The sequence below is a fragment of the Mycobacterium shunyiense genome, from assembly GCF_058270075.1.
The window spans coordinates 368,390-390,269 of the sequence record NZ_JBZDPU010000005.1; the positions used below are offsets into that span (position 1 = coordinate 368,390).

A 21,880-nucleotide genomic window follows, 5' to 3' on the forward strand; every position below is an offset into this window, starting at 1 on the left:
GTCAGCCCCATCCATTATCAAATTCCACGGTGGTAATTCATTGCGTAGGTTGCGTTTTGGTATCGGACGCAACGCTCGAACGCCGCCCGGCGGTGCGTCAGAACGGGTAGCGCAGTACTCATGGCACCTGCGCGCGCAGTTCATACGCTTGTGGGGAATGGGGAGGCGAGATGGCAGAGCCGAGCGCGGTCGAGGTCAAAGTGAACATCATGGGCGACGTCGACGATGCGCTGTCGCGGTTAGGGTTGAGCGGTGGCAAGCCGCGCAGAGTCTGGTTCCTCGACGACCCGAAGACCCTGCGCGCTATGAAACTGTTGGCCGACGCGCAGCAGCGTCAGGGTTGGTACCCGTCGAGGAATCCGGTGAGCCCCGACGGTGCGTGTGGCCCGATCGCGATCTGCTCGACGACACCGATCCCGGTGCGCTCACCCATGGTGGCCTTGACGACGTTCTGCAAGTGAATCGAGGCGAAGTCGGTCGGGTCGAAGGCGTCGAGATCGATGGACTCCCTGCCGATCTCGAATTGTCCGTGATGGGAACCGTGTCCCCAATGCGGATGCCAGTAGCCGATCCCGCGCATCCGGAAGGTGAAGAGCTTTTCCACTTCGATGTGGGTCTCACCGTCGACGGGATCGGTGAACCACAGGTGAGCCCGTCGGATCTCCCGCCGTCCCGGCTCCCACTCGAGTTCGTAGCCGATGTCGTAACACTCGCGCACACCCACCCGGCTGCACGGTGAGGCGCCCGCCGGAATCGGATCCAGAATCTGCGCCGTCTCCAACCAGCGGCGCCCGTCCTCGTGTTCGTGGAAGGCGTAGTGCGTGAATCGATCGCCGAAATGCAAAGGCGCCCAGAGCCAGAACACCTGAAAGGGCATCGGCTGCCGGAGCACGGGTACCTGCTCGCCGATGGGCCGAACTCCCCAGGACCGGTCGCGGGTTCCGGGCACGGCGCCGGCCTCGACCGTCAGATCCTCGCCGTCGACGCAGATCGTTCCTTCCCATGATCCCCACTGGGTGAGCCGGGTGTGGTCGGTCAGCACGATGCCTTCGGCGGTACGCCGCTGTTGGCGAGGTTCCTCGATGGCGACGGTGGTGGCGCGGAAGGTCAGATCGCAGGAGATGGCGTGCTCGTTGGAGTCGACGAGGTAGCGGATGGTGCGCAGTGGTTCGACGACCTCGATACGGAACGGGCCGACGGTCGCCGATCGGTCCAGCGGCATTGCCCCCGAAGCGAAGACCGAATGTTCCACCCCGTCCTTGACCACACTGAAGGCGGCGTCGATGATCCCGCGAACCGGGTAGTGGCCCATCGCCGCACCGAAGTAGAACTCGCCGCCACGCTGATGACCGTTGAACCAGTAGCGGTCGTAGTGGTTGGGGTCGGCACTGACCGGTGTGGCGACCGGGTCAGCCGAGCTGTGAATGGGGTAGTCATCAAAAGGGGTCAGCACGGTGTCAATTTTCCGGTTCGTTGATCCTGACGAGCATCTTGCCGATGTTGGCCCCGGTGAACAGTCCGTTGAGGGCGTCGATACTGGATTCGAGTCCCTCGTAAACGGTTTCGCGATGGACGAGCAGCCCTTGTTGCTCCCATTCACTCAGCGCGGCGAAGGCCTCATCGAAGTGCGCCCACTCTTCGAGTGCGATGAAGCCCTGCATCGTCGAGGACGTGGCAAGCAGGTTGACGTAGTTGGCCGGGCCTGGGTGATCGCCGTTGAGATAGCTCGAGATGATGCCGCACATCACCACCCGTGCTTTGTGCGCCAAGTTGCCGAGCACCGCATTGAGGATGTCTCCGCCGACATTGTCGAAGTAGACGTTGATCCCGTTCGGACACTGCTCCTTGAGCGCGGCGGACAGGTCGCCGGCCTTGTAGTCGACGCACGCGTCGAAGCCGAAATCCTCGACCACGGCCCGGCATTTTTCCGGGCCGCCCGCGATACCGACCACGCGGGCACCGGCGATCTTGGCGATCTGGCCTGCCACCGATCCAGTCGCGCCCGCTGCGGCCGACACCACCACCGTCTCACCGGCCTGCGGCTTGCCGACCCCCTTCATGCCGAAATACGCCGTGGCGCCCGTCGGTCCGTAGATCGACATCACCGCCAGCGGATCGGTGTAACCGACCACCGGCGTACTGAAGAGGTCGTCGCGGATGATCGCGTAGTCCTGCAGCCCCGTCAGCGTGGTGACCAGATCGCCCACCTTGTAGGCATCACAACGTGATTCGACAACTTCGCCGATGCCGGCGACTCGGACGACCTCGCCCAATTCGAGAGCGGGCAGGTAGCCGGGTTCGCCGTCCAGCCAGGTGCGAGCGGCCGCGTCGATGCCCACATACGTCGTCCGCAGCAGTGCCTCACCGTCGGCAGGAACCGGCGCGGACGTGGTCACCATTTCCGTGTCGTCCGGGGAGACCAGCCCATTCGGGCGGCGACGCAACAGGACTTGACGGTTCTGGCGGTGCGCGGAGTCAGTCATGTCGCTGCTCATTTCTATGGAGGATCGAGAAGATCGAGGTGTCCATCCGATTTTTCATATTGATTCTTAGAATGCGTATCGATTATCGTCAAGCCCCAGACTGAAAGTGTCTCGCCAGGCGGGAGGGCACCCGTGAGCCTGCAGGGGAAGCAACCGGGATGACATGAGCGCCAACGAATTAACGCCGCGTCGAGGGAGGCCTCCCCGCATCGACCACAGCGCCATTGTCGCAGCGGTGCGGGAGATCGGCACTGAAAACGTCACGATGCGCCGGGTGGCCGAACACCTCGGCATCAGCCTGCCCGGGCTGTATCACCACGTGAAGAACCAGGACGATCTGCTGCGACTGGCCACCGAGAGCGCCTTGGTCATGTCACCGCCCCCGCGTTACTCCGGCGAGCATTGGGCGACCTGGATGCGCAGCTATGCGTCCTACATCAGGACGGTCTTGGCCTCCGAGCCGGCGCTGGTCGAGAAGTTCGTCACCGGCGGGGTCCGCGACGAGATGGAGATGCAGTGCAACGGCGACGCCGTCGAAGCACTGGCCGGGCACGGCCTGTCGCCCGACGACGCGATGGCGGTCTGGGCTGCGGTGAGCGCGATGGCGATCGGCAGCGTCACCGAGGCGCACCGTGAACACCTCCACGCCGAAAGCGGACAGCCCTGGCTGGCCCGGATCTTCAAACTCACCGCCAAACGTTCCGCGTCCGACTATCCGACGTTGCGTGCGGTCGCACAGTCCGGGTTCGATCCGTTCAGCGAAGACGCCTTTCAGCACCGAATGACGATGTTGCTCACCGGTATCGCGGTGCAGTATGGGCTTCCGTCCGAACCTGCGGACTAGCTACCCGGCATGCGGCGGACCAGGCCGTCGTCGAGCATCTGCTGGAAGTGGTCGGTGACTGTCTGCGCCGCCGGACGATAGGTGAGCCCCAGCTCGTTGCGGCTGCGGCTGTTGTCGAACGCCAATGGATATCCCACGTTGTGCTCGACGAACTCTCGCGTGAGTCCGGCAGCCGGCGCGATGGCCTTCACGAGCACCTTGGGTGCGGTCATCCTCGGGAACGGGTAGAACGGGCCGAACCGCCGCCGCAGTAGCTTGCCGATCTCCAGAAGCGTCAGAGAATCGGCGTTGACGATGTAGCGGCCGTGGGCCTCGGGTGTGAATCCGGCACGCAGATGGGCATCGGCGACGTCGCGCACGTCCACCACGCCCATGGTCAGCGCGGGCGCTCCGGCCAGGAGACTGCCGTCGGTGAACTGCTTCATGGTGCTCAGGCTGGCCGAATCACTGGCCGTGGTCAGCGCCGGGCCGAGCACCAGGCCCGGGTGGATGGTGACCATGTCCCAGCGGTTCTGCGCCCGTTGGTACCGCCAGGCCTCCTGCTCCGCGACCGTCTTGGAGTAGGGATAGGGCTGGTGGCCGACACTGCTGGTGGTGTTCCAATGTTCGTCGGTGAAGACACCGCCCGCGACATCCAACACCTCACGGGCGTCCCCGTAGATCGCGACCACGCTGCTGGTCAGCACCACGCGTTTGACGCTATCGGTGCGGTTCACCGAGTCGAGCACATTGCGGGTGCCCTCCAGCGCCGGGCGGACCAGTGCCTCCTGCGCGTCCTTGAAACCTGAGAGCAGGAACGGCGAGGCGGTGTGCATGACAAGCTCGCACCCGGCCATCGCGTCGTCGAAACTGCCGGGCTCGAGCAGGTCTGCCTTGAACAGTTCCAGTCGGCCGGGATGGTCGGCGGAGAGCTTGTGCAGATGCTCCAACCCGGTGGCCTTGGCAGGGTTGCGCACCGTGCCGTGGACGGTGTGACCGGCTTCGAGGAGTAACCGGACGATCCAGCTGCCGATGTACCCGCTGGCGCCCGTGACGAGCACCGGCGCGTCCGGGTCGATCGAGGTGCGAGGTGTGCTCATTCGGGGGTTCCTCTCGTGCGGGTCAGCTCGAGCATATTGCTGACGGAGTGGCCGACGACGGGGGACAGTTAGCGGTATGAGTAGCCAGAAGGTACCTAAACCCAGCGACCTCAAATCGGCCGCTCAGGCAGCCGTCGAGACGGCTCAGTCCGCCGTCGGCGCCGCCCAGGCGGTGGCAAGCGGCGCGATGCGCATTCCGCCGGCGTCGGCTCAACTTGCCGCCCAGCTACCCGATCTGCTGGAGAATCTTGCGGTCGCGACAGAACGGCTCAACACCACCATCGATCGGACCGAACGGTATATGGCCATGGCCGACCCGATGTTCCGTACGTTGGACCGCCTCCTGCCGCAACTGGAATCGTTGATCAACACGGGTAACGACGTCTTCCGGATGTTGACGAACATCCCGGGCGTCTCCGCGTTCAACCGGATCACCGGGCGCGGTCGCGACGACCGGGACTGACGCGGTTGGACTGTCGGTCTAGGTGATGCCGAGGACTGCTGCCGTGAAGCGCCAAAGTGTCTGTGTGGCTTGATCGGAATTCGGCGTCGGGATGACACGGAGCTGCTGCGCGATGCCGTGGCGCAGGCCTCCGATGAGGTAAGCGGCAGCGCTGTCGGGGTCCAGATCCGTTGGGATTGCGCCGAGTTGCTGTCCATGGCGGATGTTGGCGGCGGCGTTGTCGATGAGGTCGTGAATGTAGGCCTCCCCGAGTTCGGTGAGCTGCGGGTCGCTGGCGGTGCGGTTGAGCAGAATCGGCGCCAGCGGGTCGGCGAGGTGATAGGCGACGAAGCGATGGGTGCGGTCGTGTTCGCGGGTAGCCCAATCGCCGTCGGGTAGGTGGGTATCGGCGATCGCGTGGCGCAACCCGTCGTAGAAGCCGTCATAGATCGCGGTCAGAAGCCCGCTCTTCGATCCAAAGTGGTGATAGAGGGCGCCGGTACTGAGGCCGGCGCGACGGGTGAGCCCGCTGAGTTCGAAGACGCCGTTTCCGTGTACGAGTTCGTCGCGCGCGGCATCGATCAGTTGTTGACGTCCGACCGGCGCGCGTGCCATAGTCCGTACCATAACAGAAGTCAGTTATGTTTCGGTGAGGGCGATATGAGCACTGAAGTGACGTCGTTGACGGAGTTGTCCGGTGACCTGGCCGGTACCTATCGGCGGACCCGCAGCAGCGGTGAGCAGGTGGACCCTGCCGTGGCAGACGCGGACCTGGCGGCAGTGCTGCGCGACGGATACGTGATCCTGCCCGACCTGCTGAGTGCCGCCGAGCTCGACGACATCCGGAAATCCGTGGGCCCGCTGTTGGACCTGGTGGGCCGCAACGGGTTTGAAGGACACGCGACCCAGCGGGTGTACAGCGTGTTGAACAAGACCCGCAGCTGCGACCGCATCGCCGACCATCCGCGGGTGCTGGCGCTGCTGGATCGGTTGTTCATGCCCAACTACCTGTTGTCCATGCTGCAGGTGATCAACATCCTGCCGGGGGAGCAGGCCCAGATGTTGCACACCGATGACGGCTTCTATCCGCTGCCCCGACCGCGAAAGGCCCTGGGCGCGGCCACGATCTGGGCGATCGACGACTTCACTGCCGACAACGGTGCCACCGACATCGTCGCGGGTAGCCACCAGTGGGGTGATCGGCTGCCCGAGCCCGCCCAGCGCGAGCCGGTGGTGATGAGCGCCGGGTCATGCGTGTTCTTCGTCGGCACCTTGTGGCACGGCGGTGGCGCCAACCGTTCTGCAAACGCACGGCTGGCCCTGACGGCGCAATACTGCGAGCCCTGGCTGCGTCCGCAGGAGGCATTCACCTTGTCGATGACCCGCGATACGGTGCGGGCCGTCTCCGAGGACATCCGCCGCATGCTCGGCTACAGCATCCACCCACCCTTCATCGGTCAGGTCGACGGCATGCATCCGAAGCGTTTGCTCGAGGCCGGTGTTCAGTCCGTCTGATGCGTCCGCCTCCGCCTCCGCCTGCGGTGCCGGTTCAGTGTGCCGAACTGTCGGATGACTTCTGTTGAAATCGCTTTCGCCCAATCGTGACCAAACGTGGTCGAGCGCAATCTGATTGCCGCATCTTGGCCGCGCGCAACCGATAAAAGCTCACGAACCCGGCGCTGCACAGCCCTGTCTGTCGCTTTATTGTGTGACTGCGAGTATCGTCAAACTTATTGGTGCTCCGTCATACAGATTCCCGTTCGGGTTTGGAGCATCCATTCGACAGGTCGGTTTGCTCGGCCATAGATGGGAGCGTCCACATGACGCTACAAGCTGTTGAGAACTCGCCACGGATGCAAGGCCTGTCACGTACTCCAAGATTGCGGTTGAAGCCGAAGGCGCGACGCATTGGGTTTGTCGATGGGGCGTGGTGGCCCCGCGGTGATGACCTCAGCGCGGAACTTCCCGACCTTCTAGCGGCGCTGTCCGTCAAGCTGGGACACGTCGAACGCGTTCTCTACCGATTGTCTGACTGGCGGCCGGCGCCTCGAAAACTCACCACTGGTGACGGTTCAGTCAAGCTGGATGGCTATGAGCGCCAACCGACTTCAACTATCAGCCTGCTGGGACCCGGGCTCCGTCGACTCGACCTGCTGATCGTAGCTGTACACGCGGACGCATCCGACGCGCACGCGACAATGATGAGGGCCGCACATCCCAGCGACGAGACCCGTGTGGACCGCCTTCTCGGGATTGAGCCGCGCGTCCGGGTCAGTCTGGACCGGGCCGCTGTTGCCCAGCAGCGCTGGGCGTCACAGACCTCGTAACCACACAGTGCGTTCCCGAATATCCATTCGGTGAACACTTCTGAACAACATGACGCTGACGATGTCGTCAGAGATCGGATTTGACCATGACGGTACAAGTAACCCGCAACGACGGTGCCACTGATGAGTTTGCCCGCTTCGGCGATCGCTACATCAAACACACCGACGGGTCATTGGAAGTTGTCCGTGCCGGAACAATGCAGGCCGCGACTTATCCGGCGGGAGGCTGGACCCAGGTGACCGGAGATGAGAAGCGGAAACCCCACGGCCTGTTTCATCATCGTGCATGAGCAATATGCCAGCTTCGAATTTACTCGCTTGCTGTATGCGAATCACTCGATCACCAAATAGTATGCGCCACGCCACATCAACCGGCGATGCTCCATCGGTGATGTATGCGGACCCGGGGCTCCCCGTGTCAGTCGCGTAGTTGCGCCAACCGTGAGGAAGCCGTGGTTCCACCTTCTGATTCCCATCGTTCCTGAGCAGCAGACGCTTGGGTGCGTCTGTCCCGGTCTCGTTGGCCGATCATGAGCAATCCGTCGACGGTCGCGGCGTTGTGGGGTTGCGCCGCGGTCATCATGGTGTGGTGGGCGTCGTCGGCGTCGGTGTGGGGCGCGATTACCAGTAGCGTGAGCCGGTCACCGTCGAGCCCGAGAACTTCAACGGTGTTGATCGGCTGCCGCCGATACCCATCCAGGCGTACCGCCCGCCCTCCGGTGACCAGTTTTCGTGGCGCTGTCGCCCATGCGCTCAGGTGATACAACACCCGGTCGATGCGGCCCAGGCGGACCGAGAGCACGGCCAACAGGTCTGGCAGTTCTGCGCTGAGGTCATCGCTGTGAGGCCACCACGCCCCGTCGACATAGCCACTATGTGGCGCCTTGGGCTTCAACCGTAGGCGTGGCGTACGCGCCGGCACGGTGGAGTTCTGATCATTTCTGCGTGTCTGCTGTGGCGTCATGACGACGCTCCCGTCTGGACCGCGTTGACGCGGTCCTGTCCTTCAAATCAGCGATGACACACCCGAAATGGTTGCGTGTACGAAGTACCGCCGATAGTTGTGATCCTACGCTGATCCAGTCTGAATGCGGGCCGGGAGTCCTCATCGTCGGTCCTGTCATGCCGTGTTGCCCAACGCACCTTGGGCACGAGGCGCGATGTCTGCCGTCTCGGCGATGAGGTGATCCACGACGTCGAACAGGTTGTTGCTCATGCGCATGACGCGACGCTGCCGGGCCGCCGAGCTGCCGTCCGTCAGTGCCTGGCGCGCCAATTCCTCGACGGCCTGCCAGTCTCCCGACGCCTCCAGCTGTGGGCGGAGCATCTGGACCAAGTCGGTGACCATATCGCCCGCGGGTCGGCTGGCCGGATGTATCAAGTCCACCAGGTCGCCTTCCAACCCTGACCGAGCGGCTCGCCACAGTGCGGCGCGGCCGAGTGGGGGGACCACCATGGCGGCAGGCACCCCAGCGCGTATTCCCTCGATCTCGCGTTCGACGAGCGCGCGGAACAACGCCGCGATGAGCACGATGGTGTCGGTGCGTGGGCAGCTGTCACACACGCGCAGTTCCAAGGTGGGAGTTCGCAGGGCGGGGCGAACGTCAAAATACGACATCCCCGCATCGGTGATCACTCCGGTCGCAACTAGATTGGAGATCAACGTGTCGTATTCCGCGGCTGACGTGGCCGGGGGTGCCAAACCAGTGGTCGGCCACCGTTGCCAGACCAGTGTGCGGACACTGCTGTAGCCGGTGTCAGATCCGTCGGACCAGAATGGCGAACTCGCGCTCAGCGCAAGCAGGGTGGGGACGTAGGCGGCCACCCGGCCGGCCACCAGGACAGACTCATCGCGGTCGTCGATCCCCACGTGGATCTGAGTCCCGCAGATCAGTTGTTCGCGTGCCAACAGCTGATATTCGGCAAGCATCTGCTGATAACGGAAAGTCTGGGTCACTCGCATCTCGCTGGGCACCGACAACGGAACGGCGCCCGCGGCGACCACGCCCAACCCGAGAGTAGCGGCGGTGTCGACGAGGACTCGGCGTCGGGCGATCAGATCAGCTCGCAGATCTGAAAGAGTGCTGACCACACTGCCGTTCGTCTCCACCACACAGCGCTGCAACTCGGCCACATAACCGTCAGACAGTAGTTGCAGCAGCTCTGGCGCCCGCGCGGCCAGCCGTCGGGTTGTGAGGTCTACAACGTGGAACTCTTCCTCTATGCCGACTGTCCGGCGCACCTCTGAGACTGTCAATTGCCTTGGCGTTCCTTGCGTTCGGCATTCACATCTGCACGAGGGGCTTGTGAAACGGTATTCATCGTGTCGGCTCGGTCCCACTGGGTCGTCGAGCTGTTGAGGGGAATTCGCCGCCGTGTTGCAGCGGATGGCGTCCCGTTGAGACAGGCCCCATGCTGGGGGCGCCCAGATACCCGCCTATGGCCGCGCTCAGCGCTGCCGGCGGCGGCCTCGTCAGCCCATGCCTCGCGCCGGCGAACTTCCGGTGCGTCCAGTTCCACGGATCGGTGGATGCCGTGGTGCGCAGAGCGAACTTTGTCGCGTCTAGTGCCTGCCACCCACGCGAAGACAGAGATGGGCACCATCGTGGCGCACACCACGAGGAAGACGAAAACCATAGTGCTGGTAGCCATATCGGCTCCTTGCGATTGTTGAAACGTGAGTTCTGCAGGGGGGCACGGACCGATCATGGCCGTCGATTCAAGGTCGTCGGCCATGACCCACGGGCCGGTCAGTAGTAGTGACGCCGGCCGCCGACGGCGTGACCCGTCCGCCCCATCAGCATCATGAGCAGGCCCACGACCAGCAGGATGACGCCGATGACCAGGACAACGTGAGCGAAAGCGAATGTGGGGACGAGGCTGGGGAGGAGGAGCCCCAGAACGATCATGACGATTCCGAGGATGATCATGGCAGTTACCTAGTTTCGATGTGGATGGTCGGGGGCGGGTTTGCCCGAGATCAGTGTTTGAAGGCGTCTTTCAGCTTGTCGCCTGCCTGTTTGGTGTTGCCTTTGAACTGGCCGGCGCGTCCCTCAACCCGCAGACGGGTGTTGCCGGTGGCGCGGCCGAAGGCTTTCTTCATGCTGCCCACAGCCGCTTCGGCTTTGTGGGCGACCTCTCTACCAAAACTCATTTCGCGGCTCCTCGTTCTCCGTAGTTCACGTCCCGCGATCGCGGGACGAAGGCATGCGTTTGAGGTTCGTTTTGCCGGGGAGGCAACCGCGGCGCGTGCACGCGCCGCCAACACGATCAAGCCGAGCTTCGGAATAGGCCGACGTAGATCCCGGAGGGGAGCGGCCTGCGTCGGCCCGGTGAACCCCACGACCACCGCGACGAGCCAAACAACCGATCCAACGATGACGATCATGGCGGCGCCTCTACTGATACTTAGAAGTCCAGTACACGCCCCATCGGTGGGGTTGTCAACAGTGTATGTCTACAGCATAGTTCTACCCTGTCGATGATCCGAGGCTGTGCGTCGTTGTGGGGTCTACGGTGTAGGACTACAGTGGAGGACAACACTGGAGACACGTCGAAAGGTGGCAGCATTCATGACCGCACCGCCCGGAGGTCCACCCGCGACCGGCGCCCGTAACATCGAGTCGAACGGTGAGGGCGTGCCGATCACCCGCGCAGCGGTCCTGGCAAGCGCTCTGGAGATCATCGACCGCGACGGCGTCGACAGGCTCTCGATGCGGCGACTCGGTGAGGCGCTCGGACGCGACCCAATGGCCCTGTATCGGCATGTGCCGAACAAGGCTGCGGTGCTCGACGGAGTCGTCGAGATGGTCTTCGAACAGCTTTCGCTGGACACCACAACGCCGGATTGGGCCGCTGCATTACGCAAGCTCGGCCACGAGTTCCGCGATCTGGCACGTGCGCATCCCAACGTGGTGCCTTTGTTGGTCACCCGCCCGCTGGCAACACCGCTTGGGATGCGCCCACCGGGAATCCTGCGGCACCTCGAAGAGATCCTCACCCTGCTCATCGGTGCCGGGTTCACCGGAGAGGACGCGCTGCACGTCTACCGGGCGTTGTTCGGGTTCCTGTACGGGCACGTGCTTACCGAACTGCAGGAAATCGTCGAGCGGCCCGAGGAAACCGACCACGTCTTGCGCTTGGGACTACACCGGCTTCCGATCGACCAGTTCGGACACCTTCGCGAGCTCGCACCAATATGGGCTACCTACGACGGACTGGCCGAACTCGACCGCGGGCTCGACATTCTGCTCAGCGGACTGGCCGCGCGGCTCTCGGTTCCCGGTGCCGCTCCCGCGCACACCGCCGAACCTCCACAAGACAATCACGAACGGACGTGATCTCGACGCCGCACTCCACGCTTCTCCCACTCGCGTTCGTCCTGTGCGAATACGTATGACCCGAAACTAATTACAGACTTGGCAAGAAGATGGCAGTAACAGACGCAGCCGAATACGCGCACCTTTGCGAGGCCGACCTCGAGGAGCTCGGAGTCGAACTCGAGGCAATCCGTCGCGACATCGAGAATTCGCGCGGTGAACAAGATCGGGCATACATCCAGCGGGCCATCGCGTTTCAGCGCTGCCTCGACATCATCGCACGGCTCATGATCGCCGGCAGCCGAGGCGGGTCCGGCTGGGCACTGGGAACCGCCGCGCTGGCCACCGCGAAAAGCATCGAAAACATGGAACTCGGTCACAACATCTGCCACGGTCAATGGGATTGGATGAACGATCCGGAAATCCACTCCAGCACGTGGGAGTGGGACATGGCCGGTGTCTCCTCGCAGTGGCGGTACGCCCACAACTACCGCCACCACGTGTTCACGAACGTGATCGGCGTGGACGACGACCTCGGATACGGCATCATGCGGGTCACCCGCGACCAGCAGTGGCGGTCGACCAATCTACTGCAGCCGCTACGGAGCATGTTGCTGGCCATCATGTTCGAATGGGGCATCGCCCTGCAGGGGTGGGAGTCGCAGCAGAAGCGCGCGGCGACTCGCGCCGACAAATCCGCGCTCACTCGAGCCTTGGTCGGCAAGGTGGCACGGCAGGTTGGGAAGGACTATTTGATCTTTCCCGCGCTGAGTCTTCGACGATGGCGCCGCACGCTCACCGCGAACGCGACCGCCAACATGTTGCGCAACGTGTGGGCTTACGTGGTGATCTGCTGCGGGCACCTAGGCGACGGTACGCAGAAATTCGCACCCGCCGCGCTGGAGGACGAGTCCAAATCCGAATGGTATCTGCGACAAATGCTCGGCACCGCGAACTTCCGCGCCGGGCCAGTGTTGGCGTTCCTCAGCGGAAACCTCTGCTACCAGATTGAGCACCACCTCTTTCCGGATCTGCCGAGCAACCGCTACGCACAGATCGCTCCGCAGGTTCGGTCCATATGCGGCCGCTTCGACCTGCCGTACACGACCGGCCCGCTCGTACGTCAATACCTGGAGACCGTGCGCACTATTTTCACGCTCGCGCTCCCGGATCGGCTTCTCGCCAAAGATTCTGAAGGAAAGGTCGGTTACAAACCTGACTCCCGGTGCGTTGAGAGACCTCGAGCTTTCGTCGTGGCAACGCGATTGGGGCAGCGCCGGTAGCGATGGTGTCGGTTTGACGACCGGTATCGGTGTCCCTCAGGTCGGCGACTCGAACTGTGGTGAGTTCCATGCGCAGTTCAGCGAGGGCGCGCGTGAAGTCGTCGGAGAGTGCATAGTCGGCATAGTTGTGGAAGCTACGGTTCTTCCACCAGGCATTGACTTCGAATGACACTTCCTTGCTCATTGGACGACGCCCAGTCAGGCCTTTCGAGGCCCGGTACCCGATCCCGACCTCGTTCAGGCACCTTGAGAGCGTTTCCTGGTCGAACTGCGGATACCGTGTGGAGCCGGGAAGCTTCCGGGTATCAACAATCAGCCCGACACTGCTACCGCGTAACAGGTCGACGAACTCATCGAGCGTTCGGGTGGAGTGTCCGGCCGTGAAGAACGGCTCACTCATCGACCAGCCGCAAGGCGCTGCCCTTATGAGCGGCGATGTGGTCGGTTTTGTCGCTCTTGGTCTCGTACTGCGGATCGTCCGGGGACGCCCGCCGCGTGTAACCCTTGTATTCGAAATCCTTCGTGCGGATCTTCGTCACCGTGCCCGACACGTGTCCGGCCTCCGAGTTCCACGTCACATGGGCATCAACGCTGAACCGGTCAGACATATCGACTCCTTCGTCCTGGACCCATTGAAGCAGTGCTGGCGGCGACGCACTACTGGCTGCCGCCGCCGATAGCAAAGCCTCCACTGGATTTCGTCCATTGCTTCGTCATCGACCACGAGCGGGGCGGCCGGGACCTCCATACGGTCGATGAACGTGGCTGCGCAATGCCTGGCTAATTATGTTGTCATGCAACGGAATTGGTACTCAGTTCGTGCGGGTCAAACCACCTCATCGGCAGCCCTTGCTGCGGTTTCTACTTCAGCGGCGGCACGTTTCCCCACGGTCCGTAGGGGCCATTGGCGCCGATGCCCATTCCCGCGCTGGTGCTCGGCGGCTCTGAGTACACCTGCGCGTTGCCAGGGGACTGGCACAGCACGGAGCCGCCGTCATTTCTGCAGTTGGCTCCGGGTGCGGCTTGAGCATTTGGTGCGAGCAAGATCCCCAGCGCTGCGGCTGCGCTCGCCACCACAGCCACTGTTGGCATTCTCGATCGTTTGTAGGTTGTATTCACTGCCACCACGCTCCTTTGTTTGTGATTTCGTGTCTCTACTCCAGGGTTCCCAACACGCGGGGCGAAACCACTGGTGCTGGCCCCCAACTCGCACCCCGTTAGCCGGTACCACCACCAACTGGTAATTCCAGGTCCCGGCCGAAAGCGCGCGGAGCAGCCCGGGGGACCGGTTGGTGGTCACTTTGGAGGGGCGCGATGACAGACCCGGCCGAGCGAACGTCCTCCATGGCGCACTCCACCGAAATGGCAGCGTCCCAGCTAGCCCGTCAACCCGAACTCCGATGGTCAAGAAGACAATTCATCATCCTCCGGCATCCAGACCACACCCGGATATTAGCGTCAGGTGCCGCAGACGACGCAGCTGATAGAGGCCTGGTAGGCCGGGATGCCATCTGGAAATTGCATCAATCGCCGGTGGCCCGCAGCGTGATCTCTGAGATGGTGGTGCGGCTCTGCCCATCGAGGGTGCCCAACTTGGAAATCCACACCAGCACATTGGATGTTTCCGTCCGATTGTCGACGGTGATGGTGTTTTCCCCGGGCTGTAACGCCACGGTCGGCGTCAGCTCGGTTGTGTCGGACAGGTTGCTCGGGTGAGCACTGTCGGCCGCGCGAATCTGGACTTCTGTTCCGGTGCTGGGCACGTCGATCGTCACCTCGCTCAAAGCGGTCGGCGAGGGGAGCTGAAGTAGCAGGCCGACACCTTGTTTGAAGGCCGGGAACGGCGCGGCATCCTGATAGATATCGGTGGACCACGACGTATCCGGGTTGCCGTCGACGGCCAGACTCGCCTGATCCGGATGGTCTGGTGAGCCGCCGGGGGAGAACACCGTCGCACTCTCGGGCGTCACTATTGGCCCCGGGGCGCTGTGCGACGACGATCCCGAACCGCGAATGAGAAGAACGGACATGGCAACGATCATCGCGATCACGGCCAGAACCAAGACGATGCGCACGGGACGGGACGTCAGAGTTCGGCGGCGATTACCTGACCTCACTTCGAACGAGTTGCGCCGGCGGCGCCCGCGGCTCCCGGCCGAATGATTGACCACCGAGTCGGCGTACAGCGTTCGGTCATCCCAGGGGCCGCTGACCTCCACCACATCCCCGTCGGAGAGTTCGCCCGTGATGGAGTTGCCGCGTAGCTCGACCGGCACGACGGTGTGTGCTTCACCGGTCGACTCGTAGCGCTCGACGCGGAAGGCCCAGACCTCCTCGTCGCTGTCAGGTCCGGACGGTTGCTTCTGCACGCCGCGGGCAGTGCCCAGGATCGTCAGCATGGCCAGCCGTTTGGTTTCCGGGGAGCTGCTCCGCTCATGGACGTCGGGGATCTCCAGCGGGGCGGTGTGAACGCCCGTAGCGGGCGCCACCGGCTGGGGCGCGGTCGACACGTCCGTGCTCCCGCCCAGCGCCCGCGCGAAGTCCAGGCACCGCGCGTAGCGCTTGTCGGGTTGTTTGGCCAGCGCCTTCGCCATCACGGCGTCCAGATGGGCGAGGTCGCGGCGGCGCTCGGACAGCCGGGGCGGTGGCGCATAGAGGTGGTTGCCGGCCTGGACGATGCGATTGGTGTCTTCGAAGACAGGCGAGCCGGTCAACAGATGGAAGGCGGTCGCCGCCAGGGCGTACTGGTCTGCTCTGCCATCGAGCGCCTTCCCGGTGAGCTGCTCGGGAGCTACATACGCGACGGTACCGATGGCCACGTCGGTCTCCGTGAGGCCATTCGCGTCGTCGGCTTCTCGGGCGATACCGAAATCGGTGAGCAATATGCGTCGCCGGGCACTTCCCGACGGGACGGTGACCAGGATGTTCGCCGGTTTGACGTCGCGGTGCAGCAGGTTGCGTTCATGCGCGACGTCGAGCGCTTCGGCGACTGCCGTGACGATCTCCACCACATCCCGCAAGGGCATCCCAGATGGGTTCTGCTCGATCAAGTGCTTGGCGTCGGTGCCCTCGACGTAGTCCATCGAGATCCACAGCCGGCCGTCGAACTCGCCCCGGTCGTGCACGCCGACGATGTGCGGATGCCACAACGATGCGGCCAGCTCCGCCTCGCGGTTGAACCGGGCGCGGAACTCCTCATCGCGCGTGGTGCTCACCGAGAGGATCTTGAGTGCATCCAGACGGGGAAGGCGAGGATGTTGGGCCAGGTAGACCTCGCCCATGCCACCGGCGCCCAGGAGCCGCTGAATGGTGTACCCGGCAAAGACGTCACCGGCATTTAACGGCATGTTCGCAGCCTACAAAGGACGGCAACTCGAGCGCGAACAGATGTTCGTCAGGATCACGACGTCCCGAGCAGCTTCAGCCGAGGCCGTCCCAGAAGCGGGTGAGGGCCGCTGCGCCACCAGCCGGGTCCTGCACCATCCACCAATGTCCCAGTCCGTCGAGTACCTCCGTGCGTGCACCGGCCCGCGTCGCCGCTCGCTGTCGAATTTCGTCGGAGCCGATGTAGGGATCGTCGGTGGCGAGCAGGGAAAGGCCGGGCCGGGCCCGAGCATTCTCCAGCGCTCGCCCGGCCTCCGCCATCGCAGGTTGGCGGGCCGAGCGGTACAGCGCGAGGATCGCCCGTCCCATCTCTGGTCCTTGTTCGGCGGCAATCGAGGCTGCGATGTCGATCGGGATGCCCAACCCGGACATCTGGGCGGCGCGATCCTCGATGGTTCCGCCGAGCATGGTGTCGACGAGTTCCTCGCCTTCTCCGGGTGTCTGCCAGACCTGGGCCATGTCGTGCCACACGTAGTCGGGGTCGAGGACACCGATCACATCGGTGGCCCAGCTGCGCACCAGTTCGGGTCGGTGCATGACGACGCTCATCACATGGCCGCCACCCCAGTCATGCCCGACTACGTCGACTGGTTCGTCGATGTTCTCCAGCTCACCTTCGAGCCAGTCGCGGTAGGCAAGGAAGGTCGCAGCAAAGCCGTCGGGGAGTGGTGCACCGAATCCCGGCGGCGACAGCCGCACCACGTCATCGCGACCGAGCGCATCGACGAGTGGACCCCAGATCGCGTCAGTCTCCGGATTGCCGTGCACGAGAACCACAGTCATGGAGGCCATCCTTGCATCGTCATCGCCGCAGGGGCGCCTGTTGGCTTGATCCGCCTGCCGCGCTCGGAAGCTCCGTCGTTGCTGTCCTCGGTGTTGTCCGGGGAGCGTTCGGGGGTCGGTCAGCGGGAATCGGAGCGGCTCAGCAGGCGATCTCCAGGTCGATCCATTTCGCATTGGCTTCGGCGACGAAGCCGTCCGGCAACACCTCGTTGCCCTTGTCGCTACGTGCACAGCTGATCTCGTGGTCTCGGAGAGCCGTGAGCAGCTCGTCCAGCGGGATGTTGTTGCGGTATCTTCCGAGGCCGGCCTGTGTGGAAACCATCGCGGGGATCTCTCGCGGCAACACCTTCTCGACGAGAGTCTTGGACGTGGCGTTGTGGCTGCCGTGGTGGCCGACCTTGAAGAAGGATGCGCCACGCAGCAGCGAGCGCGCTTTGTTGTTCGCGAGGATGCGCTTCCAGGTTCCCCATTCGGCGTCGCCCGGCAGCAGCAGGCGTGCGCTGCCGATGTCCAGCACGAGCACCAGGCTTGTCGAATTGATCATGTCGTCAACGGCTTTCGCGGCCAGCAGCGCGTCGGCCGAGTGCGCGAGCCCCTTCAGCCGCTTGAGGTCGTCGTCGGCGAGCTTCGGCCCCGGATCGGTGGCGGGCACGCGCCACTGCGCCGAGAATGGGGCCGTCACCTCCTGGTGGCGGACGCTGGCGGCCTGCAACATGAGCGCCTTGTAGGTCTCGTCATCGCTCGCGGGATCAAGCTCTTCGATCTCGTCGGGATCACGCGGCGGACCGAGGACGTGCACCTTCATCCCGGTGATCACGTTGCTTTCGAAGGTCTCGGGAAAGTCGTTGCCTTCGGGCAAAAATCGGGGATCGGAGCGCTCGCGGTGCTTGAACCCGTCGTGAAGCACGTCCAGCGCTCCCTGGTTGCTCCATGCCGCCAGCTCGGCGTCGGGCACGAGGCCGGTGATGTCGATCCCGGCGTTCCACAGCAGGAAGTCCAGCTCCGCACGGTCGTCCGGATGGAGGTCAAAGCCCGGGGCTGCTTGGGCCAGCGCCATCGCAAACCCTTGCTGCTTCTTCCAGAGCTTCTTGGCGTCCGGGTTGTCGCGGTCCTCGACCCAGGGCATCCATACTTCGCCGATCTCGACGTTCTCCCATTCGGCCGAGTTGAAAGCGAACACATGGTCCTGGTGCCGGTGCGTAGCGATGACGACATCGATGCGGGCTCTGCCGCTGTGCGCCTTGACGTCCGCCACAATCTGCCTGGCGAGGTCGTTGGCGGTAAACGCGCCCTTGCCCTGACTGTGGAAGCCGGCGTCCACGAGGATCGTCTTCTTGCCGGGCAGTAGCAGCAGGAACGAGTCGCCGAAGCCGACGTTGTACATGCGGATCGTCATTGTCGAGCTCATCGCCACCTCCGTGCGTCCATGGCCCGCGCCGAGTACGCCGCGACGATTCTGTTGGGTTCGGGATTGCGTGGCTTCCAGCCCATCCCGTATGCGTCGTCGAACGCGGTGACCCGGTCGCGCAGGGCTTGCTTCCGGTCGTCACGGAACGGCTTGCGAATGTAGTAGCGGATCTGACCGTCGATGTTGGCAACGAGTGTCAGCCCTGCGCGGTAGCGCAGGCCACCGAGGTCGTCTTCGACACTCATGGTCTGGACGATCTGCGCGACCATCTCGACCAGGAGCTCGCCAGTGGCCGCGATCCGGTGCACCGGATGGAATCCGACGACTGCCGCGGGAATGTCGATTTCGAGACCGAGCTTGGGGCGGTTCAGCTTCACCCAAGATCCAAGCCTGCCGCCCAGGCTTCGCCAATCGTCGTCCGGTTCCTCGGTTTCGGGGATCTGCGCATCTTCTCTCGGCGGCTCCGAAAGCGACTGATACTGCTGCGCGTCCCAGTCGGAACGGCTCGTCACCTCGCGTGCGCGCGGCCTCTTCGTGTAGGTGCTGGACTTCGCCGGGCCCGTCGTCCGGCCGAGCTCACGTGCACCAACCTCGACCAAGTCCGCGACGATCCTCGCGAGGTCGATGTCCTTCGGCGCGGTATCGGGCTGCGCGTCGAGCAGCAGCGATTCGACAGCCAGCGAACCCACCGCCTGGGGCCGGATTCCGCGTTGACGGAACGCCTCGATCATCGAGGCGCGCACGCCGGTCTCGTCCGATCGGTTCAGTTCGAAGTCGGCCGTGATCATCGCCCGCAGGTAATCGCTGAACGTCGGGTCGACAGGCGGCAGGTAGTCAGTGGCGCGGATGCACATCGACAGGACCGTCTGCGCCGTGCGGACGCACTCTCCGGCGAGGCGGTTCACCAGGTCTGGATGCAGCTCCCCGTCCGGCAGCTTGCCGCTGCCTCCGGTCGCGATGCGAATGAGGTCGCGGGTGCGCCGTTCGTAGGTGTCGACGAACCCGTCGTACACCGCGGATACCAGGATCCAGCCGAGTGCGTGCGGCTCGGTGGTCGAGGCGACTTTCGACGGATCGCGCGTGGCCGCGATGCTGCGCAGCGCATGGCCTTTACCCGCGGCAGAGCCGAATTGCGCGCCGATGTCCAGCAGCCGTCCCTTCGGATCCAGGAGGTTGTTGCGCGTCTCGCGGATCGCGGCGGCCACGACTTCCGGGAACGTCAGGCGCTGGAACAACGCGACGATGTCGGCGAACGCCTCGTGCAGGGCGGGCACCTGCGCGTTCGTGGGCTCGCTATACCGGCGATGCAGGCGGCTCAGCGCCGCGTGCGCGACCTCGTGAGCCACGATGTCGTGCGACAGGCAGGTGAAGATCAGCTGGCCGGGGAGGTTCGCGCCGGGATCGTCCACATCAGCGGAGAAGTACCCGAAGAGAACGGCGTTCAGGTCGTCGTCGAAGTACGCGTTGCTCCCTTGAAAGGCGTGCGGCATGAGGCGCAGCCGCGCGCCGCCCCAGAACCGCAGGCGTCGGCCGAGCGCGCGGTCGAAGTTCTCGAGCACACGCGAGGCGACCGCGTACACCATCTGCTGGTGGAACTGCGGATCGGAATCCGACGGCTCAATGCCCTGCTGCATCGCGATCGCGGCGTCGTCGAGTTGGACCGCCTTGTAGTACACGTCGGCGGCCGCGTCGTAGTCGACCACTTCAAGCCGGTCGTCCCAGAAGGAACGCTCCGTCCGTTCGAGCTTGCGATATGGCACTTCCACGGTGACACGATGATCGCCTGCTCGCGAGATCATCGGATCGAACGCGAATATTCGCAGGGCTCTGCGTTCCGGGGATTTGCGCATCGAGGCCTCCTTGCCGGCTGCCGAAGGGGCTACTGCGGTGGAACCGTTGGTTGAAGATGCGGCGGTGATTCGGGGCTGTCGATACGACGGCGCCGCAACGGGTCTGGCGTGACCAACTGACGAGTCTTCTCGTCGGTCGGAATTCCGACGAGCGGATAGTCGAGCAGAACGTGGCAGTTGACCATGCTCAGGATGTAGCCGTGCCGGATCAGCGACTCGGCGCGTGCCTGGGAGACCCGGGACAACGTCGTCTTGACGCGGCGATTGCGATCGGCCTCGCCTGCCCAGAATGCCCTGTTCTCTTCCCCCAGTGTCACGATTGCCGCCCGTGCGCGAGCGGCAATCGCATCGGACCCCGACTTGTAGGCATCGGCTATCGCGAATGGGCTGCGATTAATCTGAATCGTCGTGCCACGCAACGCCTCCTGCAACACGCCCGCGTTGGGGCCGATGTTGCCGAGGTCGTCGTCGCGGGAGATGCGGTAACGCGTGTTGAGCAGTCGCCGCCGCACCGCGGTCGTCTGGCGGTACATCACGTCCTTGACCGCCAGCAGGCTTCGGACCTCGCCGATGAGCGGAAGTGTGACCGATGGACGCGAAACCACGTCGTCGTCCGCGGAGGCATTGACCACGATGACTTCGCCGACCGGTTGCAGGCCGGGCGGGGGAGAACCTTTGAGTCGATCATCGAGTTCCAACAACCACTCTGAACCCATGTTGTCGTAGACGCCCCCATCGAGAAGCTTGAAGCATTGGGGCGCTTGCCGATCGGGGACGCCCTGCTGAGGCAGACCGAAGCGGCTCAGCGGCAGCGACACCACACTGAAGGCCCCGGGTAATGCGGCTGAGGCTTGCACCGCTCGCGCGATCCTCAGGTCACCCGGTGTGCCCCATCCGGTGCGCCACGAGTTGACGAAGTTGCTCGAAAAGAAGACGGCCTGGCCCATCTGGAGATCGGTGGCGCACAAGACGTGTGACACAACGGAGTTCATCGATGTCAGCGGTCTGCGGTGGAAGAGCGTGGTGTCGAGGGCGCGGGCAACCACTACGCTGCGCTGCTGGGCCAGCCATCCACACAGTGCGATCACGATCACCCACACCGCGGCGACCCACCAGCCGGCACCGACGAAACTGACGGTGGCCGCGAGTGCCAGCAACGCCCCGATGCTGCCCAGGTACAGGTAGGTGACGGGAGCGGCCCATAGCGTCCCGCGGCGGGCGACCTGGGTCGCGAGCGCGCGGGCGTGCGCCCACACAGTCTCGGGGTCGACAGTCGACAAGTCGACGGCATGCCCGAGGTACGCGTTGGTCAGCGATCCTCCCGAGACGGACGACACGGATCGCAGCTGAGGGCCCTTGCGGGCGTCGATCAGATACAGCAGCGCGCCGAGGTTGAACAACGCGGCGCGGTGCCCACCTCCGGACAGTGCCACCCCGATTCCGGGTCCGTCGTTTGCCATCACCCGCCCCCTCTGTTGCACATCGCGCCCGGTGGCCCGCCGAGCGCGCGAGGCGTGGGTCGTCGAGCAGCGGGACCGCCGGCCGCCGGTCGTCATGTCGATTTTCGCGTGCCGTCGGCGCACCGACGTGAGTAATGCACTACTCGAATCGACATGTCTGATGGGCGGAATCCTGTGGTCGAGGAACTGCCGCCACAGTCTCGGCGCCCCGATCGAGC

General features: G+C 64.0%; 22 protein-coding genes and 1 pseudogene. 7 read left to right on the plus strand and 16 right to left on the minus strand.

Features of this window, described 5'->3' with window-relative positions:
- Positions 1–334: 334 nt before the first annotated feature.
- The gene (locus AC4ELH_RS04095; RefSeq protein WP_448447377.1) at positions 335–1,453 is read right to left on the minus strand and encodes an Rv3169 family protein; all 1,119 of its coding nucleotides are present in this window, start codon (positions 1,451–1,453) and stop codon (positions 335–337) included.
- 4 nt (positions 1,454–1,457) lie between these two features.
- Positions 1,458–2,483 (minus strand): NADP-dependent oxidoreductase, encoded by a 1,026-nt coding sequence (locus AC4ELH_RS04100; protein ID WP_448447379.1) that lies wholly within the window; start codon positions 2,481–2,483, stop codon positions 1,458–1,460.
- Between the two features lie 163 nt (positions 2,484–2,646).
- Between AC4ELH_RS04100 and AC4ELH_RS04105 the strand changes: the two genes are divergently transcribed.
- Positions 2,647–3,327, plus strand: a complete 681-nt coding sequence (locus tag AC4ELH_RS04105; protein WP_418025195.1) for a TetR family transcriptional regulator — start codon at positions 2,647–2,649, stop codon at positions 3,325–3,327.
- On the opposite strand, the gene AC4ELH_RS04110 is transcribed toward AC4ELH_RS04105, so the two are convergent.
- Positions 3,324–4,406: an SDR family oxidoreductase gene (locus AC4ELH_RS04110; RefSeq protein ID WP_205879694.1), complete on the minus strand. Its 1,083-nt coding sequence runs from the start codon at positions 4,404–4,406 to the stop codon at positions 3,324–3,326. The two genes, AC4ELH_RS04105 and AC4ELH_RS04110, sit on opposite strands and share 4 nt — an antisense overlap.
- A gap of 76 nt (positions 4,407–4,482) precedes the next feature.
- Between AC4ELH_RS04110 and AC4ELH_RS04115 the strand changes: the two genes are divergently transcribed.
- Positions 4,483–4,869, plus strand: a complete 387-nt coding sequence (locus tag AC4ELH_RS04115) for a hypothetical protein (RefSeq protein WP_135360165.1) — start codon at positions 4,483–4,485, stop codon at positions 4,867–4,869.
- Positions 4,870–4,887: 18 nt separating this feature from the next.
- On the opposite strand, the gene AC4ELH_RS04120 is transcribed toward AC4ELH_RS04115, so the two are convergent.
- Complete coding sequence (locus tag AC4ELH_RS04120) at positions 4,888–5,463, minus strand: TetR/AcrR family transcriptional regulator (protein WP_498883291.1); 576 nt, start codon at positions 5,461–5,463, stop codon at positions 4,888–4,890.
- Between the two features lie 45 nt (positions 5,464–5,508).
- On the opposite strand from AC4ELH_RS04120, the gene AC4ELH_RS04125 reads away from it, so the two are divergent.
- From AC4ELH_RS04125 to AC4ELH_RS04135, 3 genes are all read left to right on the plus strand, one after another.
- On the plus strand, positions 5,509–6,363 hold the full coding sequence (locus tag AC4ELH_RS04125; protein ID WP_498883292.1) for a phytanoyl-CoA dioxygenase family protein: 855 nt from the start codon (positions 5,509–5,511) through the stop codon (positions 6,361–6,363).
- A 305-nt stretch (positions 6,364–6,668) separates the two neighbouring features.
- Complete coding sequence (locus AC4ELH_RS04130; RefSeq protein WP_135360168.1) at positions 6,669–7,175, plus strand: DUF5994 family protein; 507 nt, start codon at positions 6,669–6,671, stop codon at positions 7,173–7,175.
- Positions 7,176–7,261: 86 nt separating this feature from the next.
- Entirely contained in the window at positions 7,262–7,465 is a 204-nt protein-coding gene (locus AC4ELH_RS04135; protein ID WP_135360169.1) for a hypothetical protein, read from the plus strand.
- A gap of 128 nt (positions 7,466–7,593) precedes the next feature.
- Here the strand turns inward: AC4ELH_RS04135 and AC4ELH_RS04140 are convergent, their stop codons facing one another.
- The 4 genes from AC4ELH_RS04140 to AC4ELH_RS04155 all read right to left on the minus strand — a co-directional run bounded on the left by AC4ELH_RS04140 (position 7,594) and on the right by AC4ELH_RS04155 (position 10,329).
- The gene (locus AC4ELH_RS04140; protein ID WP_237165857.1) at positions 7,594–8,139 is read right to left on the minus strand and encodes a DUF5994 family protein; all 546 of its coding nucleotides are present in this window, start codon (positions 8,137–8,139) and stop codon (positions 7,594–7,596) included.
- A 156-nt stretch (positions 8,140–8,295) separates the two neighbouring features.
- A complete protein-coding gene (locus tag AC4ELH_RS04145) occupies positions 8,296–9,516 on the minus strand; it encodes a carboxylate-amine ligase (RefSeq protein WP_498883293.1) in 1,221 nt (406 codons plus the stop codon).
- Positions 9,517–9,925: 409 nt separating this feature from the next.
- Positions 9,926–10,105: a DUF6131 family protein gene (locus AC4ELH_RS04150; protein ID WP_135360171.1), complete on the minus strand. Its 180-nt coding sequence runs from the start codon at positions 10,103–10,105 to the stop codon at positions 9,926–9,928.
- Between the two features lie 50 nt (positions 10,106–10,155).
- On the minus strand, positions 10,156–10,329 hold the full coding sequence (locus AC4ELH_RS04155) for a CsbD family protein (RefSeq protein ID WP_418022816.1): 174 nt from the start codon (positions 10,327–10,329) through the stop codon (positions 10,156–10,158).
- Between the two features lie 418 nt (positions 10,330–10,747).
- Between AC4ELH_RS04155 and AC4ELH_RS04160 the strand changes: the two genes are divergently transcribed.
- Positions 10,748–11,515, plus strand: coding sequence for a TetR/AcrR family transcriptional regulator (locus tag AC4ELH_RS04160; protein WP_135360172.1), 768 nt, complete (start codon positions 10,748–10,750; stop codon positions 11,513–11,515).
- Between the two features lie 89 nt (positions 11,516–11,604).
- On the plus strand, positions 11,605–12,777 hold the full coding sequence (locus AC4ELH_RS04165; RefSeq protein WP_418007517.1) for a fatty acid desaturase family protein: 1,173 nt from the start codon (positions 11,605–11,607) through the stop codon (positions 12,775–12,777).
- 70 nt (positions 12,778–12,847) lie between these two features.
- Here AC4ELH_RS04165 and AC4ELH_RS04170 read toward each other — a convergent pair.
- The 8 genes and pseudogenes from AC4ELH_RS04170 to AC4ELH_RS04205 all read right to left on the minus strand — a co-directional run.
- Positions 12,848–13,177: pseudogene (locus AC4ELH_RS04170) on the minus strand (DUF488 domain-containing protein); the annotation flags it as partial.
- Positions 13,170–13,385 carry a hypervirulence associated TUDOR domain-containing protein gene (locus AC4ELH_RS04175; RefSeq protein ID WP_135360174.1) on the minus strand — a complete coding sequence of 72 codons (216 nt, stop codon included), beginning with the start codon at positions 13,383–13,385 and terminating at the stop codon, positions 13,170–13,172. The pseudogene AC4ELH_RS04170 and the gene AC4ELH_RS04175, both read right to left, overlap by 8 nt.
- 253 nt (positions 13,386–13,638) lie before the next feature.
- A complete protein-coding gene (locus AC4ELH_RS04180) occupies positions 13,639–13,869 on the minus strand; it encodes a hypothetical protein (RefSeq protein ID WP_498883294.1) in 231 nt (76 codons plus the stop codon).
- A gap of 431 nt (positions 13,870–14,300) precedes the next feature.
- The gene (locus AC4ELH_RS04185; protein WP_498883295.1) at positions 14,301–16,124 is read right to left on the minus strand and encodes a serine/threonine-protein kinase; all 1,824 of its coding nucleotides are present in this window, start codon (positions 16,122–16,124) and stop codon (positions 14,301–14,303) included.
- 73 nt (positions 16,125–16,197) lie between these two features.
- Entirely contained in the window at positions 16,198–16,944 is a 747-nt protein-coding gene (locus tag AC4ELH_RS04190; protein ID WP_135360177.1) for an alpha/beta fold hydrolase, read from the minus strand.
- A gap of 139 nt (positions 16,945–17,083) precedes the next feature.
- A complete protein-coding gene (locus tag AC4ELH_RS04195) occupies positions 17,084–18,352 on the minus strand; it encodes an MBL fold metallo-hydrolase (RefSeq protein WP_135360178.1) in 1,269 nt (422 codons plus the stop codon).
- Positions 18,349–20,202, minus strand: a complete 1,854-nt coding sequence (locus AC4ELH_RS04200; RefSeq protein ID WP_135360179.1) for a gluzincin family metallopeptidase — start codon at positions 20,200–20,202, stop codon at positions 18,349–18,351. Before AC4ELH_RS04200 ends, AC4ELH_RS04195 begins: the two co-directional genes overlap by 4 nt.
- A gap of 29 nt (positions 20,203–20,231) precedes the next feature.
- On the minus strand, positions 20,232–21,662 hold the full coding sequence (locus tag AC4ELH_RS04205; RefSeq protein ID WP_448447399.1) for a patatin-like phospholipase family protein: 1,431 nt from the start codon (positions 21,660–21,662) through the stop codon (positions 20,232–20,234).
- Positions 21,663–21,880 lie beyond the last annotated feature (218 nt).